At 30.1% G+C, this 15,749-nt stretch carries 9 protein-coding genes and 1 other annotated feature; of the genes, 8 read left to right on the forward strand and 1 reads right to left on the reverse strand.

Features of this window, described 5'->3' with window-relative positions:
* The first annotated feature begins 185 nt into the window (after positions 1-185).
* The 3 genes from EBB51_RS00590 to EBB51_RS00600 are packed head-to-tail and all read left to right on the forward strand — an operon-like array spanning position 186 to position 3,251.
* On the forward strand, positions 186-2,288 hold the full coding sequence (locus EBB51_RS00590) for an anaerobic ribonucleoside triphosphate reductase (RefSeq protein WP_123052663.1): 2,103 nt from the start codon (positions 186-188) through the stop codon (positions 2,286-2,288).
* Between the two features lie 27 nt (positions 2,289-2,315).
* Positions 2,316-2,834, forward strand: a complete 519-nt coding sequence (gene nrdG / locus EBB51_RS00595; RefSeq protein WP_123052664.1) for an anaerobic ribonucleoside-triphosphate reductase activating protein — start codon at positions 2,316-2,318, stop codon at positions 2,832-2,834.
* Between the two features lie 51 nt (positions 2,835-2,885).
* Entirely contained in the window at positions 2,886-3,251 is a 366-nt protein-coding gene (locus EBB51_RS00600) for a metalloregulator ArsR/SmtB family transcription factor (RefSeq protein WP_123052665.1), read from the forward strand.
* 103 nt (positions 3,252-3,354) lie between these two features.
* On the opposite strand, the gene EBB51_RS00605 is transcribed toward EBB51_RS00600, so the two are convergent.
* Positions 3,355-3,987 carry an MBL fold metallo-hydrolase gene (locus EBB51_RS00605; protein ID WP_123052666.1) on the reverse strand — a complete coding sequence of 211 codons (633 nt, stop codon included), beginning with the start codon at positions 3,985-3,987 and terminating at the stop codon, positions 3,355-3,357.
* 121 nt (positions 3,988-4,108) lie between these two features.
* Positions 4,109-4,334, forward strand: a binding site (T-box leader).
* A 92-nt stretch (positions 4,335-4,426) separates the two neighbouring features.
* On the opposite strand from EBB51_RS00605, the gene ileS reads away from it, so the two are divergent.
* From ileS to prdR, 5 genes are all read left to right on the forward strand, one after another.
* On the forward strand, positions 4,427-7,537 hold the full coding sequence (gene ileS, locus EBB51_RS00610; protein ID WP_123052667.1) for an isoleucine--tRNA ligase: 3,111 nt from the start codon (positions 4,427-4,429) through the stop codon (positions 7,535-7,537).
* A gap of 146 nt (positions 7,538-7,683) precedes the next feature.
* Positions 7,684-8,682, forward strand: coding sequence for a LacI family DNA-binding transcriptional regulator (locus EBB51_RS00615; protein ID WP_123052668.1), 999 nt, complete (start codon positions 7,684-7,686; stop codon positions 8,680-8,682).
* Between the two features lie 79 nt (positions 8,683-8,761).
* Positions 8,762-9,358, forward strand: coding sequence for a DedA family protein (locus EBB51_RS00620; RefSeq protein WP_123052669.1), 597 nt, complete (start codon positions 8,762-8,764; stop codon positions 9,356-9,358).
* 202 nt (positions 9,359-9,560) lie between these two features.
* Complete coding sequence (locus tag EBB51_RS00625) at positions 9,561-13,643, forward strand: AAA domain-containing protein (protein ID WP_123052670.1); 4,083 nt, start codon at positions 9,561-9,563, stop codon at positions 13,641-13,643.
* Between the two features lie 120 nt (positions 13,644-13,763).
* Complete coding sequence (gene prdR / locus EBB51_RS00630) at positions 13,764-15,527, forward strand: sigma-54 dependent transcriptional regulator PrdR (RefSeq protein WP_123052671.1); 1,764 nt, start codon at positions 13,764-13,766, stop codon at positions 15,525-15,527.
* Positions 15,528-15,749: the final 222 nt, after the last annotated feature.

Here is a 15,749-nt window from a genome sequence, read left to right on the forward strand (position 1 = left end):
ATTCTTATAAAAATATAAATATCAAATCTTAATCCATAATAAAAATCAATAAAATAACGAGATATGTAAAAGTAAATTGATATAATATATAGTCAGTACTAATTTAAGAATTGCTTAAAAAATTTTTCCATAGTATAATAATCAAGGTATTAAACACAATATATTGTGGTTAGGAGGTATTTATTATGCTATATGTTGTGAAGAGAGATGGAAGAAAGGTTGAATTTGATCCTGGAAAAATAAGAAATGCTATAAAAGGTTCTTCAGAAGAAATTGGATATGATCTTAAGGAAAGTGATTTTATAGATTTGACTCAAAAGGTTATAAAAAAAATAGAAGGACTTAATATAGATGAAATTAAAGTTGAAGATATACAAAACATAGTTGAAAAAACTTTAATGGAAAATGATTATAAACAAGTAGGTGCAGCTTATTCAAATTATAGAAAAGAAAGAACTAAAATAAGAGAAATAAAATCAGACTTGATGAAAGTCATAGAAAAAATAGGAATAGAGACAGATAGAGATAATGCTAATGTTGGAAATAACTTTAGTTCAAAGTTACTTAGAATAGCAAGTGAATCCAATAAGTGGCATAATTTAGCATCTATGCCAAAGTATCTTGCTAAAGCACATGAAAATGGAGATGTCTATTATCATGATTTAGATAGCTATAATCTTACTGTAAATTGTTTACATATACCAACAAAGGAAATACTCGATAGAGGATTTAACACAGGATATGGAACCATAAGAAAACCAAGAAGGATAGAATCTGCCGCTGAATTATCATGTATACTTTTGCAATCAACTCAAAATGATATGTTTGGTGGACAGTCTCATTCGGATTTTGATAATGATATGAGTGAATTTGTTGAACCTACAAGAGAAGAAATAAGTAAAGAGTTATTAGAAGTTGGAGTTAAAGACAGCGATATAGATGAATTAGTTGAAAAGAAGCTTAGAAAAACTATACAACAGTCTATGCAGGGTATTGTATATAATTTAAATACGATGCATTCACGTGCTGGTTCTCAAGTCCCATTTTCATCTGTTAATATAGGTGTACCAAAATCTAAGGATGCAGCACTTATATGTGAAATATTCCTAACAGAATATGAAAAAGGACTTGGAAAGGGAGAGCAGCCTATTTTCCCTAATATAATTTTTAGGGTAAAAGCAGGTGTAAACAAGAATCCTGAAGATCCATACTATTATTTATTTAAATTAGCTTGCAGAGTTGCTGCAAAGAGGATGAATCCTACTTTTATGAATTTGGATGCAGATTTTAATAAGTATTATTATGATAAAGGAATACTACCAGCTACTATGGGATGCAGAACTTATGTAATGTCTAATATAAATGGAGAAGCTGGTGTTAAGGGAAGAGGAAATATTGCACCTACTACTATAAACTTACCTAGACTTGGAATTGTTGCTAAGGGTGATATAAATAAGTTCTTTAAACTTTTAGATGCCAAGCTTGATTTGGCAAAAGAGTCACTTATGCATAGGTATGGTGTATTAAAAAGATTAAGAGTTAAAGATCTTCCATTTGTTGTAGGTCAAGGACTTATGAAAGGATCTGAAAACTTGAAACCAGAAGATTCAATAGAACCAGTACTTAAGCAGGGAACATGGGCTATTGGATTTATAGGGCTTGCTGAGACACTAGTTGCTCTGACAGGACATCATCATGGAGAAACGAAAGAAGCAAGAGAACTTGGATTTAAGATAGTATCATATATAAGAGAATATACTGATAAGACAACTGAAGAAACGCATTTGAATTGGAGCTGTTATGCAACACCAGCAGAAGGTCTTAGTGGTAAGTTTATAGTTCAAGATAAAAAGATATTTGGAGAAATAAAAGGAGTAACCGATAAAGATTATTATACTAATTCTTATCATATACCTGTAAACTTCCCTATATCCATAAAGGATAAAATAGATATAGAAGCTCCTTATCACAAGTTATGTAACGGAGGACATATAAGCTATGTAGAATTAGATGATTATCCTTCACCAGAAGTTGTAATGGATATTTTAAAGTATGCTTATAGTACTAACATAAATTATATAGGTATTAATTTTCATATAAGATACTGCAGACAATGTGGAACATATCTACATGGTGAATGTGAATGTCCTAAATGCGGAAGTACTGATATACAGGGAATTTCTAGAGTAACTGGTTATTTATCTTTAGATGAAAGATTTGGAGTAGGAAAGACAGCTGAAAGGTCAGATAGATTGTCACACTCTAATCATAAAAAGATATATAACTAGAGTTAAAGGAGGCAGTAATAGTTTAATATGGAACAAATTAAAACTATACGATTAGCTGGAATAACTTATGAGAGTCTTGTAAATGGTCCTGGAATAAGAAGAGTATTTTTTTCTCAAGGATGCAGACATAATTGTAAAGGGTGTTTTAATCCGTCCACACATGCATTTGATGGTGGAGAGCTAAAAGATATGGATGAACTGCTTAAGGATGTAAAAGAAAATCCAATGCTGCATGGGGTTACTTTTTCTGGTGGGGATCCATTTGAACAGGCAGAAGAATTTTCTTATATGGGTGAAAAAATAAAAGAATTTGGACTAAACATATGGTGTTATACAGGATATGTATTTGAATACATTTTTGAAAATAGAAATAAAGTAAAAGGGTGGAATAGACTTTTAAATTGCATAGATGTATTAGTAGATGGCAAGTTTGATGAAAAAAAATATGATCCAAATCTTAAATTCAAGGGATCTTCTAATCAAAGAATCATAGATGTTAAGAAAACTCTTGAATTGGGAAGTGTTGTATTATTGAAAAAAGTTTAATACACATATATAATTGCATATGAATGTATTTTCATATGTAGGAGTGAGAAGATGAAGGATGATATAAAAATAGAAGTTTGTGATTGCAGTGAAATTCATAAGGATTGTATTGAATGTGTTAGAGATAATATGCTTGAAGAAAAAACTTTTTTAAAGTTATCAGATTTGTTTAAAGTGCTTGGAGACAATACTAGGATAAAGATAATATATGCATTATTCAAAACAGAATTATGTGTTTGTGATATTGCACAAGTTTTGCAGATGAGTCAATCATCAATATCTCATCAACTTAGAATTTTGAAATCTGCACATTTGGTAAAGTTCAGAAGGGAAGGTAAGGTTGTCTATTATTCATTAGATGATGAACACATATTTCAATTATTTAATGCAGGGCTTGAACACATTCAGCATAATTGATTGCAGTATGTAAAAACAATTAAATTAAAGCTTGACAAGAACAGGCGGCAAATTTTGAATTTAATTTGTCAGCCTGTTTTTTAAAATTTTCTATTAAATTTAATTACTTATAATTTAAAATTTTTACTGCGTTTAACTCTTTAAGCGGCTTATCAATAACAAGAGTATTACTGCCTAACCTATCGCCATTTTTCATATGAATTAGAAAATTTTCAAGCCCGCCCAATTCAAATGAAAGTAATGGAGTTTTGTAATGCATAGGTATTACTATATGGCTTTTAATTGCTTTAGCTAGTTCGGAAGCTTCACTGCCATTTATTGTATAATTTCCGCCTATAGGTACAATTAAAATGTCGATAGGTCCCATCTGCTGTATTTCATTGCTTGAAAGAACATAGCCAAGGTCTCCTAGGTGGCATACTTTGTATCCATCTATGTCAAAAGTAAAAATAATATTTTTACCGCGTTTTGCACCTTTCACTTTATCGTGATATGAGGGTATTCCCTTTATATTGATGTCACATATATTGAATGTGCCTGTTTTATCAATGATATTATCACACTTTAAATTGTCTACATAATCATGATCAAAATGATGATGGCTTATTGTAACTATGTCAATCTTTTCACTGCAGCACTTGTATCCAACGGTTTCATCAAATGGATCAGTAAGTATTTTTTTACCATTAGAATTTTCTATTAAAAATGAAGAATGTCCAAGCCATTTAATTATCATAAAATCACTCCTAACTTAATGAAAAGTTATAAATTTTAATTATATTATAACCTAATTTTCACAGTTTAAAAAAATTGACAAGAAAAAAACGTTATAATATAATAAAGAGAAATTGTAATTATCAAATATGTTGAACAGGAAAAGTATTTAAGATAAGTTACTTACAGAGAGTGGAAATGGTGAGAAACCACAGGATAATCTTAAAGAAAATCACCTGGGAGTTAGGAAACTGAATATACTTAGAGTAGTTAGTAAGTTTCTTCGCAGTCCTGCGTTTAAGGATAGAGTATATTTGTACTTGAAATGTTACCCATAGGTGGTATAACGAATAAAACTTCGTCCTATTTTGGATGAAGTTTTTTGATTTTAAGTATTATAAATAACAAAAAGGTTAAAATAGTAAAATATTACATATGTAAACAGAAAGGGGCTAGGTTATATGTATAAAAAAGTTGACAACACTAGAAGTTTTGCCGAGATGGAAAAAGACATAATGAAACTCTGGGACGATAAACAAATTATAAAAAAGAACTTTGATCTAAATAAAGATGGAGAGTATTTTACATTCTACGATGGACCGCCAACAGCAAACGGAAAACCACATATAGGTCATGTACTAACAAGAGTTATGAAAGATTTAATACCTAGGTATAAAGTTATGAAAGGGTATAGGGTCTTGAGAAAAGCAGGATGGGATACTCATGGACTTCCAGTAGAACTTGAAGTTGAAAAATCTCTTGGTATATCTGGAAAACCACAAATTGAAGAGTATGGTGTAGAAAAGTTTACTAAAAAGTGTAAGGATAGTGTTTTCACTTATGTAAGTGAGTGGAAAGAGATGTCTGAAAGAACAGGTTTCTGGGTTGATATGGAGAAACCATATGTAACATATCATAATGATTATATAGAATCAGTATGGTGGGCTTTAAAACAAATTTGGAATAAAGGACTCTTATACAAGGGATATAAGATAGTACCTTATTGTCCAAGGTGTGGAACAGCACTGTCTTCACATGAAGTATCCCAAGGATATAAGGATGTAAAGGAAACTTCAGTATATGTAAAATTTAAGTTAAAAGGTCAAGATAAATATATGCTTGCATGGACAACTACACCATGGACATTACCAAGTAATGTGGCTTTAGCAGTTAACAAGGCATATGATTATGTTGAAGTAATTAATAATGGAGAACACTTAATATTAGCTGAAGCTCTTCTTAATAAACTTGAAGGTGAATATGAAGTAGTTAGAAAGTTCAAAGGAGAAGAACTAGTTGGATTAGAGTATGAGCGGATGTTTAATTTTGTTAAACCAGAACAAGGTAAAAAGGCATTTTGTGTTGTTCATGCAGACTATGTAACTTTAACAGATGGTACAGGTATAGTTCATACTGCTCCTGCTTTTGGTGAAGATGATAGTAATACGGCAAAAAAATATAATCTTGCATTTATAAATTTAGTAGATACTCAAGGACGTTTTGTTGATGAAGTTACAAACTGGAAAGGTATGTTTGTAAAAGATGCAGACCCTAAAATAGTTGAATACTTAGAAGAAAAGAATATATTATATAAATCAGAAAAGTTTAAACACTCTTATCCATTTTGTTGGAGATGCGACACTCCATTACTTTACTATCCAAGGGATACATGGTTTATAAGAATGTCTGCATTAAGGGATAAGTTAGTTAAAAATACTAATGATACTAAGTGGTATCCTGATAATGTAAGGACAGGAAGGTTTGGAAACTTTGTTGAAAATGTTATAGATTGGGGACTAAGTAGAGAAAGATATTGGGGTACACCTCTACCAATATGGCAGTGTGAATGCGGACATAGAGAATGTATAGGAAGTATAGAAGAACTTAAGAAAAAGGGAATAAATGTTTCTGAAAATATAGAACTTCACAAACCATATATAGATGAAGTTAAATTAAGATGTCCTCATTGTGGAAAAGAAATGACAAGAACAAGTGAAGTTATAGACTGCTGGTTTGATTCAGGCTCAATGCCTTTTGCACAACATCATTATCCATTTGAAAATAAGGAAGTATTTGAAAAGAATTTCCCTGCCCAATTTATATCAGAGGCAGTTGACCAAACAAGAGGATGGTTTTATACATTAATGGCTATATCAACAATATTATTTGATAGAAGTCCATTTGAAAATTGTGTTGTATTAGGTCATGTACTTGATAAACATGGACTTAAGATGTCAAAACATAAGGGTAATGTATTAGATCCTATGACAGTCTTAGAAAATGAAGGAGCAGATGCTTCAAGGTGGTACTTCTATACAGCAAGTGCACCATGGCTTCCATCTAGATTTTATGAAGAGGCAGTACAGGAAAGCCAAAGAAAATTCTTAGGAACACTTTGGAATGTATATTCTTTTTATGTACTTTATGCAGAGATTGATGAATTTAATCCACTTGAGTATAAAGATTTTGTAAGCAAAAATGTAATGGATAAATGGATTATATCAAAATTAAATTCATTGATAAAAGAAACAGAAGATCACTTGGATAATTATGAAATTACACAAGCAGCTCTTAATATAGGTAATTTTGTAGATGAACTTTCAAACTGGTATGTTAGAATAAATAGATCCAGGTATTGGAGTGAAACTCTAACAGATGATAAGATAGGAGCTTATGTAACTTTGTATAGAGTACTTGTTACATTAACTAAAGTTGCAGCTCCATTTGTACCATTTATGACTGAAGAGTTATATCAAAATCTTGTAGCAGCTCTTGATAAGGATGCACTTGAAAGTGTTCATCTTTGCAAATGGCCATTATATGATGAAAAAGTTATAGATGAACAATTGGAATCTGATATGGAAGAAGCATATAGAATAGTTAAGCTTGGAAGAAGTGCAAGAAATTCAGCTAACATTAAAAATAGACAGCCGCTTTCTGAAATGCTTGTAAGCGTTAAACATCTTCCAGAATACTATGGTGATATAATAAAAGATGAGTTGAATATAAAGAATATAAAATTTAATGCTGATTTATCTAAATACGTCAACTTTGATATAAAGCCAAATTTACCTGTACTAGGTAAAAAGTATGGTAAATTAATACCTGTTATAAGAAATAAGATATCATCAATGAATCAAATGGAACTTGCACAGAAGATAAGAAATGGTGAGACTGTATTAATTTATGCAGGTGATGTTGAAATAGAGCTAAATGAGGAAAACTTACTTGTAACAATGCAGGGACTTGAAGGATTTGCATTTGCAGGTGAAAATAATGTTGGAGTAGTACTGGAGACCAACATAACACAGCAATTAAAAGAAGAAGGTAATTTGAGAGAAATATTAAGTAAAATCCAAAACATGAGAAAAGAAAGTGGTTTTGAAGTAGCTGATAAGATAAAACTTTATGTGAGCGGAGATGAGGAATTAGAATCTGTAATCAAGAAATTTGAAGACAGAGTAAAGAAGGAAACTCTAGCAGTTGAAGTTTTATATAATCAAGATAAAAAGTATGGCAAATGCAAAATAAATGGTAAAGATTTTGACATTTTGGTAGAAGTAGTTAAATAACAGTTGATTTAGTTTTAAAGATGTGCGTAAAATACAGGTGAGTTTATGCACATCTTTAAATTTGTTTTAATAATTTGAAAATAAACTTGTAATAAGTAATTTTTATAAGTATAATGTTTAAAAGAAAATAAGTAGGAGTTGATAAAATGCCAGCATCAATAAAAGATGTAGCTAAAGAAGCAGGAGTTTCTATTGCTACAGTATCAAGAGTTTTAAATGATGTAGACGTTGTGAATGAAGAAACTAAAAAAAAGGTTTTAAAAGCTATAGATAAATTAGGATATAGACCCAACATAGTTGCAAGAAGTTTGAAAACACAAAGAACTAAAACAGTTGGAATAATAATACCAGATATATCAAGTCCCTTCTATCCTGAAATAGTAAGGGGTGCTGAAGACGTATCAAATATATATGATTACAATATGATACTTTGTAATACCGACCTGGATTCTGAAAAAGAAATGGAATACTTAAGAGTACTTAGGGAAAAAATGGTTGATGGGGTTTTATATATGAGTAGTTCACTTAAAAGCAATATACTCGAATTAATAAATAAACTCCAGATTCCTATGGTTATGGTCGAAACCACAAGTGACAAAGGTAACATACCAAGTATAACTATAAATAATGAAAGAGCGGCATTAGATGCTGTTAACTATCTTGTTAAAAATGGAAGCAAGAAGATAGCATACATAGGCACTCATAAAGATGAGATAAATGCAAGTGCAATTAGATATAAGGGATACGCAGCAGGACTGAAACAAAATAATTTAACTTTTAATGAAAATATGGTTTACTTTGGTGGATTAAAAGCTAGAGATGGATATGAAGGTATGAAAAAGATACTAAGTTATACAAAAGTAGATGGTGTTTTTTGCGGCAGTGATGAGATTGCCATGGGAGCAATAAATTTACTTAGAGAAAAAAGTATCAAGGTACCAGAGGATGTAAATGTTATAGGCTTTGATAATATTTATTCTGCAGCTACATTTTATCCTAAACTTACTACTGTGGCTCAACCAATGTATGATATGGGCTCAGTTGGAATGAGAATGCTTATAAAAGTCATAAATAAGCAGGAATTAGAAGAGAGAAACTACGTTTTAAAACACGAGATAATAGAAAGAGACTCTTGCAAGAAATAGATATTAATGTTGAAAAGTATATTTTGATTAAAGTACTAGTAGTTAATTTAAATAAAATCGACATACGGGAAGGTAAGATATGGTAGAAGGTTTAATAAATTTAGTGATTTTTATTCTGGACAAACTAGGATATGTAGGTATATTTTTTGGCATGGCATTAGAAAGTGCATGTATTCCAATTCCAAGTGAAGCTATATTACCATTTGGAGGGTATCTAAGTTATACTGGAAGATTGAATTTAGCTCTTACTATAATCATAGGTACACTTGGAGGTACGTTTGGGTCAATAGCAGCATACTATCTGGGCAAACTTGGAGGCAGACCTTTAGTTGAAAAGTATGCAGATAAGTTAAGATTATCTAAATCTAAAATAGAGAAAAGTGATTATTATTTCAATAGATACGGGGAAAAGATAGTCTTTTATTCAAGACTTTTGCCTATAATAAGGACCTTTATATCACTGCCTGCAGGTATAAGCAAAATGGAATTTAAGAAGTTTACTATTTATACTTTTTTAGGATCTTTACTATGGAGTATTGTACTTGGATGTGCAGGGTATAAGATGGGGCAAAATTGGGTAAAAATACATTCATTATTCCATATAGCAGATATACTTGTAGTGCTGTTTATAATAGTATTTGTTATATATAAATTGATTTTAAAACATAAAGAATAAAATATATAAAAAGTTTACTGTCATTTGATGGTAAACTTTTTTATTCCTTAAAATGTTTACGTCTATTAAAATAAAAATCTAAAAAGGGTGTCATTTAACTGTGAAATATGTTTAACGATTTTTTTGAAGAATGCACACAGTGATGGTATAATTTAACATAAAAGTAAATATATTTATAAGTTATTGGTGCGGGGTGGAAAAAATGGATTGTAAGAATAAAGTTAAAGACATATTTTCTTATCTTTTAAGTATAAAGAATTTAAACGAAAAAATTATAAGAAATGCATACGAATATGAAAAGATGTATTGTGAGTATGATATATCAAGTATGGATGGCTGCACTGTAAATAAAGATCTTGAGTCAGATTGGTGGCTTGAAGTAAATAAAAAATGTAAGCAGCTATATGACCAGTTATTTAAGATATATCTTGAAATGGAGAAAAAGGGACAAGATATAGAAATTATATGGGGGCATGGTCTTATAGTATGGAAAGTGAATAACGAAAAAATAATGCATCCAGTCCTTACTACAAGGCAGAAAGTAGAATTCAATGCGAAAGACAAAAAATTTAGGCTAACTCCAAGTTCAAAGACATCTTTAGAGACAGGAATATTTGAAGGATTAGATTTTCTGAATTTGCACAGTATAATGCAAATGGAAAACGAGGTCAATAGTAGGGACTTAGATCCTAGAAATATAGCCAATATTAAGGATGTACTTGAGGAACTTATACTTTATTTGAATTCTAAAGGCAGACTTGACGAGGAAAAATCCTCAATAGAAAAGATAAAGGCATTAAGTTATCCTGTAATATATAATATACCTGTAATTATAATAAGAAAGAATAGTATGAGATTATGGCAAAAAGAATTAGTGAATATAATAAACGAAATAGACAATGGCTATCCTATACCAGAAACTGTTAAGGCACTTGTATACGATAAAAAGTTAGAACAAAGTGAAAAGGATTTTAATGAGTGGAAAGATGTATCTCAAGATTTATTATTTCCATTACCTTCAAATCATGAACAAAATCAAATAGTAAGAAAGTTATGTGAAAATTATGGAGTTGTTGTACAAGGTCCTCCAGGAACAGGTAAGAGTCATACCATAGTTAATTTGATATGTCATTTGCTTGCTCATGGTAAGAGAGTGCTTGTAACGAGTCAGACAGATAGAGCTTTAAAAGTGCTTGTAAATAAGATACCTGATGAGATAAAACCACTGTGCATAAATGTTTTAGGAAATGATTCAAATTCTATGAAAGAACTTAATGATTCAGTTAGAAATATAACAGATAATTTATCTGTAGAACCAAACAAATTATATGAGGACATTAAAGATTTAAAAGAGGACTTAAATAAATGTACTAATAAACAGAGTATGCTGTACAAAAAGCTTGAAGAATTAGAGAAGGCTGAAAATAAAAGTGTGCAAATTGAAAATCAAAATTATACGATAACCGATATAGCAAAATGGGTTAGAAGCAGTAAGGATAAGTATGGTGTTATAGAGGATGATGTAAAATATAATAAACCAATACCACTTTTAGAAAGAGAATTTAATGAATTTTCAAGTTTAATGAATAATGTAAGCAAAAAAGACAAGCAAGATTATGATGACATTAAGGTTATGCTAGACAAGCTTCCTGATATAGACATGATATGTGATAAAATGATAAAACTTAAGGAGTTAAATAGTAACTTAAAGGAATATAGAAAGGAGTTAAATGGCTGGAGAATTCCAGATAAATATAAAATTGATTATGATTCGACTTTAGATGTTTTATATCAATGTAAAAATAAGATACACAAAATAGAAAGTGGAGATATGAAGCATATCATGGAACTTCATTACACAAGTAAGATATCACATGATAAGTTTTTAGATCTTGTATTTAAATTTAATAATTATATGTCTGCGCTGAGTAAACTAAGGTGTAAATTGGTTAATAATAGAGTTGATGTACCAAATGATGTTGATATAAAAAAGTTAGGTGATGATTGCAGCAAAGTATATGATTACTTAAATTCTAGGGGAAAGCCGGGAAGAATATTTAAATTAATGCATCCTGATCTCAATTATATATTTGAAAAGTGCAGAGTTAATTTCAAGACTGTTCAAGGTGTTGAACAACTTTCAATATTAAGGACGTTTATAAAAGAGCAGCGTATAATTAAAGATATTGAAATATTATGGAATGATGTTGCCAAGGACTATAATTTAGAGCTTATAGATTATAGTAAAGATAAGATGTGCATCTTGAAGATTGAACAAAAAATCAAAGAGCTAAATGAAATAATTGACTGGGACATGAAATATAAAAATAGAATAATAACCATGCTTGGCAGAATATCTATACCGCAAAGTATAAACTGGCACAAAGAAGAGGCATATGATTACCTAATAAGATGTGTAAAATGTATAAGAGAAATAGAAGACTATAATAAATTGAGATCATATATAGAAGTTCTTAAGAAGGTTATAATAGCTACAAAAAACTTGGACAACTTGTATGAAGCGCTTGATAATTTTTGTGTAGATGATGTAAAAAAAGCATTTAAGAGAATAGAATATTTAAGAAGTATAAAAGGAAAGGTGGAGAATCTAGAAGGGTCTTTCAAAAAGCTAAAAATAGCGTGCCCAATTACCTTAAATAAATTACTGAAAAGCTGGCATGTTAGAGCAAGAAACTTTAATGAATGGAGTGAAGAGTGGAGATGGGCAAAATGTAATTTTGTAATTAAAAATATTTATAAAATAAATCCGGAATTTATTGAAGCTGAGATAGAGGAACAAAAACAAAAAGAAAAAATACTTGTAAATGAGCTGGTAGCTAAAAAAACATGGTATAATCAAATACTTAAAACTACGGAAAGTGAAAAAAGAAGTTTGTTTGCATGGATGCAGGCAGTTAAGAGGATAGGCAAAGGTACTGGTAAAATGGTTTCACAGTATAGAAATATAGCACAAAGTGAAATGGAAAAATGTAAGGATATTATTCCGGTTTGGATAATGCCTTTAAATAGAGTTATAGAAAATATAAAGCTTTCAAGAAGATTGTTTGATGTAATCATATTTGATGAAAGCAGTCAAAGTGATATGTTTTCAATATGCGGGCTTATGCGTGCAAAAAAGGCAATAATAGTTGGAGATGATAAGCAAATAAGTCCTGAAACTGTTGGAATAGATCAAGGTATTATACAAGGTTTAATAAGTAAGTATTTAAAAGATGTACCTCAAAGCGAATGGTTTGACTTACAGACAAGCCTTTATGATACAGCTCTTAGGGTATTCCCTAATAGGTTAATTTTAAGAGAACACTTTAGATCTATTCCAGAGATAATTGGATTTAGTAATCAATTGTGTTATTCTGGTGAGATAAAGCCGCTTAGATATCCAAGTCAATATGAGGCTTTTGATCCATCTATAGTTACAGTTAAAGTTAAAGGTGGATATAGGGAAGAAAATAGGCCTGTAAATATTTTAGAGGCAGAAGCTATTGCAAGTAAAATAGCGGAATGCTGCAAGAATTCAAAGTATAACGGAATGACTATGGGAGTTATATCTCTTTTGGGAGATGTCCAAAGTGATGTGATACAGAATGCAGTAAAGCAAAAAATAGGAGAAGAGGAGATGATAAATAGAAAGCTGATATGTGGAGATGCATATTCCTTCCAAGGGGATGAAAGAGATGTTATGTTTTTATCCATGGTAATATCAAACAATGTAAAATTTGCACCTTTAACTAAGGAATCAGATATGAGAAGATTCAATGTAGCAGCTAGTAGAGCTAGAAATCAAATGTGGCTGTTTTATTCTATAGATTTAGACGATATAAATAAATCATGCGTTCGATATAGTTTTTTAAATTACTGTTTAAATTATAAAAAAATGAATAAAGCAGCTAGAAAAGTAGAATATGTTTTTCAATCAAGATTTCAAAAGGATGTATACAATGTGCTGGCGAATAAAGGGTATTTTGTAGTACCACAAGTTCGAATAGGTGAATACAAAATAGATCTTGTTGTTGAAGGAGAAAAAAATAGAGTTGCAATCATTTGTGATGGGGATGCAGCAGATAGAAAGTTGGATTGGAAATCAAGTATAGAGAGACAATTAAATTTAGAGAGATTGGGATGGAAATTTTGCAGAATAAGAGGAAGTGAATTTTACTATAATCCACAAAAAGTAATAGATAAGATATGTAAAAGGTTGAAGTTTGCTGATATACAGAATGTTTTGAATAATGAAGCCTTTTCAAAAAATTTGAAAGTAGTGTAAAATATATTATAATAACACTTATTCTTAAGTTATAATAAGGGTAAGTGTTATTATAATATATTTTAATAGTATTTACTTAAACTTTATTCTCTTATATTATGAGAAAGATAGGTGTTTTTAATGGAAATTTCTGAGTTGATATATAAAGTAAAAGATATAATGCTTAAGGATTTTTTAAAGGCAAAACCAGATGATAATATAAAAGACATTACCAATAAGATGATAAGAAGTTCTAGAAAAGAAGTATTAATTGAAGGTAAAGATAATAAATTAAAAGGTATATTTACTTTAAAAGATGCATTTAGAATGAAGAGAAAAGGTATTCCTTTAAATATGAGAGTTATAGATGCTGCTAGTAAAAATGTCATAACTATAAGTCCTAATGATTCTGCAAAGAAGGCTAGAGATGTGATGCTGAAGCATGGAATAGGCAGACTTCCAGTTATAGAAAATGGGTGCATAAAGGGTATAATTACTAATGACAATTTAAGGGATAGATTTTATTTGAAAATGGATGAATTATTTAATCTTCAAGATAATGTTTTCAATAATTTACATGAAGCAGTATGCGTATGTGATCAAAATGGTATAGTAAACTATTGGAATAAGAGTTCTGAAAGATTATATGGAATAGGCATGGATAAAATTGTACATAGTAATATAAGAGACTTTTTCCCAAATGCATTGATTTTAAAAGTCTTAAAGACAGGAAAGCAAATTGACAATGCATGTCATGAGCCTGTAAATGGTAAAAGAGTTATATTAAGTGCTGTACCAATATATAATTCGCAGGGAAAGCTCATAGCTGCTGTTTCTACAGATAGAGATATAACTGATGTGGTTAACTTAACTAATAAGCTAGAAAATGAAAAGAAAAAGGTTGAGTTTTTAGAACGCGCTTATAAAAGTGAAATTTCTCTCAAATATAATTTTTCATCTATAGTAGGTAAAAATAAGAAAATAATTGATGCAATTACTATAGCTCAAAAGGTAGCACCAACATCAACTAGTATTCTTATAACAGGTAAAAGTGGTACAGGAAAAGAAGTTTTTGCAAAAGCAATACATGAGGCAAGCGGCAGGACAGGAAATTTTGTAGCTATAAACTGCAGTGCTATACCGGAAAACTTATTTGAAAGTGAATTATTTGGATATGTAGAAGGTGCTTTTACTGGAGCAATAAAAGAAGGAAAGATAGGCAAATTTGAATTTGCAGATAATGGTACACTATTTTTAGATGAAATTGGAGATATGCCGCTTGAAATGCAGGTTAAAATATTAAGGGTATTACAAGATGGTATAATATATAGGCTTGGCAGCGAAAAGGCTATAAAAACAAATACTAGAATTATTGCTGCTACAAATAAGGATTTAAAAAAGTTAATAAGTGAAGGTAAATTTAGAGAAGATCTATTTTATAGACTAGCAGTTGTTCAGATACAACTTCCACCTCTTAAGGATAGAAAAGAAGATATAAAGGATTTGACAAAGTTATTTTTAGATGAAGTATCTAAAGCAGAAGGGATAAAGATAGCCAAAGTAGATAAGAAAGTGTATAAAATACTTACTAATTATAAGTGGGAAGGCAATATAAGAGAGTTAAAGAATGTAGTTCAGAGAATGGTTGTCTTATCCAATGACGGACAAATAAATATTGATTCCATACCAGAGTATATTTTGAATGATGTTTATGATCAGGAAGAGATATGTGATGATGAGTTTAATCTAGAGAAGATGGTTGAAAGATTAGAGAAAAAAACTATACTGCAGGTTATGCGCATGGTTAATGGTAATAAGAGACAGGCTGCAAAATTATTGAATATAAAAAGAAGCACATTATATTACAAGTTAGATAAATATAATATAGATACCAAGATAGTATAAAATTTAATTATGTGTGTAATTCATATCATAATATTGACGTGAATTATTTTTTTATGTCAGTTTTTTGACCATATATTTACTAAAAAGGTGCTTGTATTCTTGAAATAAGCGGGCTGTGTCAAAAAATACTACACATATGTCAGGAAATATTACATAAAGTAATCATGGTGATGAATTAATTGGATTAAAATATGTAGATTTGAATTTTAGTAAAATTGTGGA

The organism is Clostridium sp. JN-1 (assembly GCF_003718715.1).
Classification (GTDB): domain Bacteria; phylum Bacillota; class Clostridia; order Clostridiales; family Clostridiaceae; genus Clostridium_AV.

What these genes read in the sequence shown, in the direction of transcription:
- EBB51_RS00590 (WP_123052663.1), top strand. Translation starts at nt 186, where the DNA reads ATGCTATATGTTGTGAAGAGAGATGGAAGAAAGGTTGAATTTGATCCT.
- nrdG (WP_123052664.1), top strand. Translation starts at nt 2,316, where the DNA reads ATGGAACAAATTAAAACTATACGATTAGCTGGAATAACTTATGAGAGT.
- EBB51_RS00600 (WP_123052665.1), top strand. Translation starts at nt 2,886, where the DNA reads ATGAAGGATGATATAAAAATAGAAGTTTGTGATTGCAGTGAAATTCAT.
- EBB51_RS00605 (WP_123052666.1), bottom strand. Translation starts at nt 3,987, where the DNA reads ATGATAATTAAATGGCTTGGACATTCTTCATTTTTAATAGAAAATTCT.
- ileS (WP_123052667.1), top strand. Translation starts at nt 4,427, where the DNA reads ATGTATAAAAAAGTTGACAACACTAGAAGTTTTGCCGAGATGGAAAAA.
- EBB51_RS00615 (WP_123052668.1), top strand. Translation starts at nt 7,684, where the DNA reads ATGCCAGCATCAATAAAAGATGTAGCTAAAGAAGCAGGAGTTTCTATT.
- EBB51_RS00620 (WP_123052669.1), top strand. Translation starts at nt 8,762, where the DNA reads ATGGTAGAAGGTTTAATAAATTTAGTGATTTTTATTCTGGACAAACTA.
- EBB51_RS00625 (WP_123052670.1), top strand. Translation starts at nt 9,561, where the DNA reads ATGGATTGTAAGAATAAAGTTAAAGACATATTTTCTTATCTTTTAAGT.
- prdR (WP_123052671.1), top strand. Translation starts at nt 13,764, where the DNA reads ATGGAAATTTCTGAGTTGATATATAAAGTAAAAGATATAATGCTTAAG.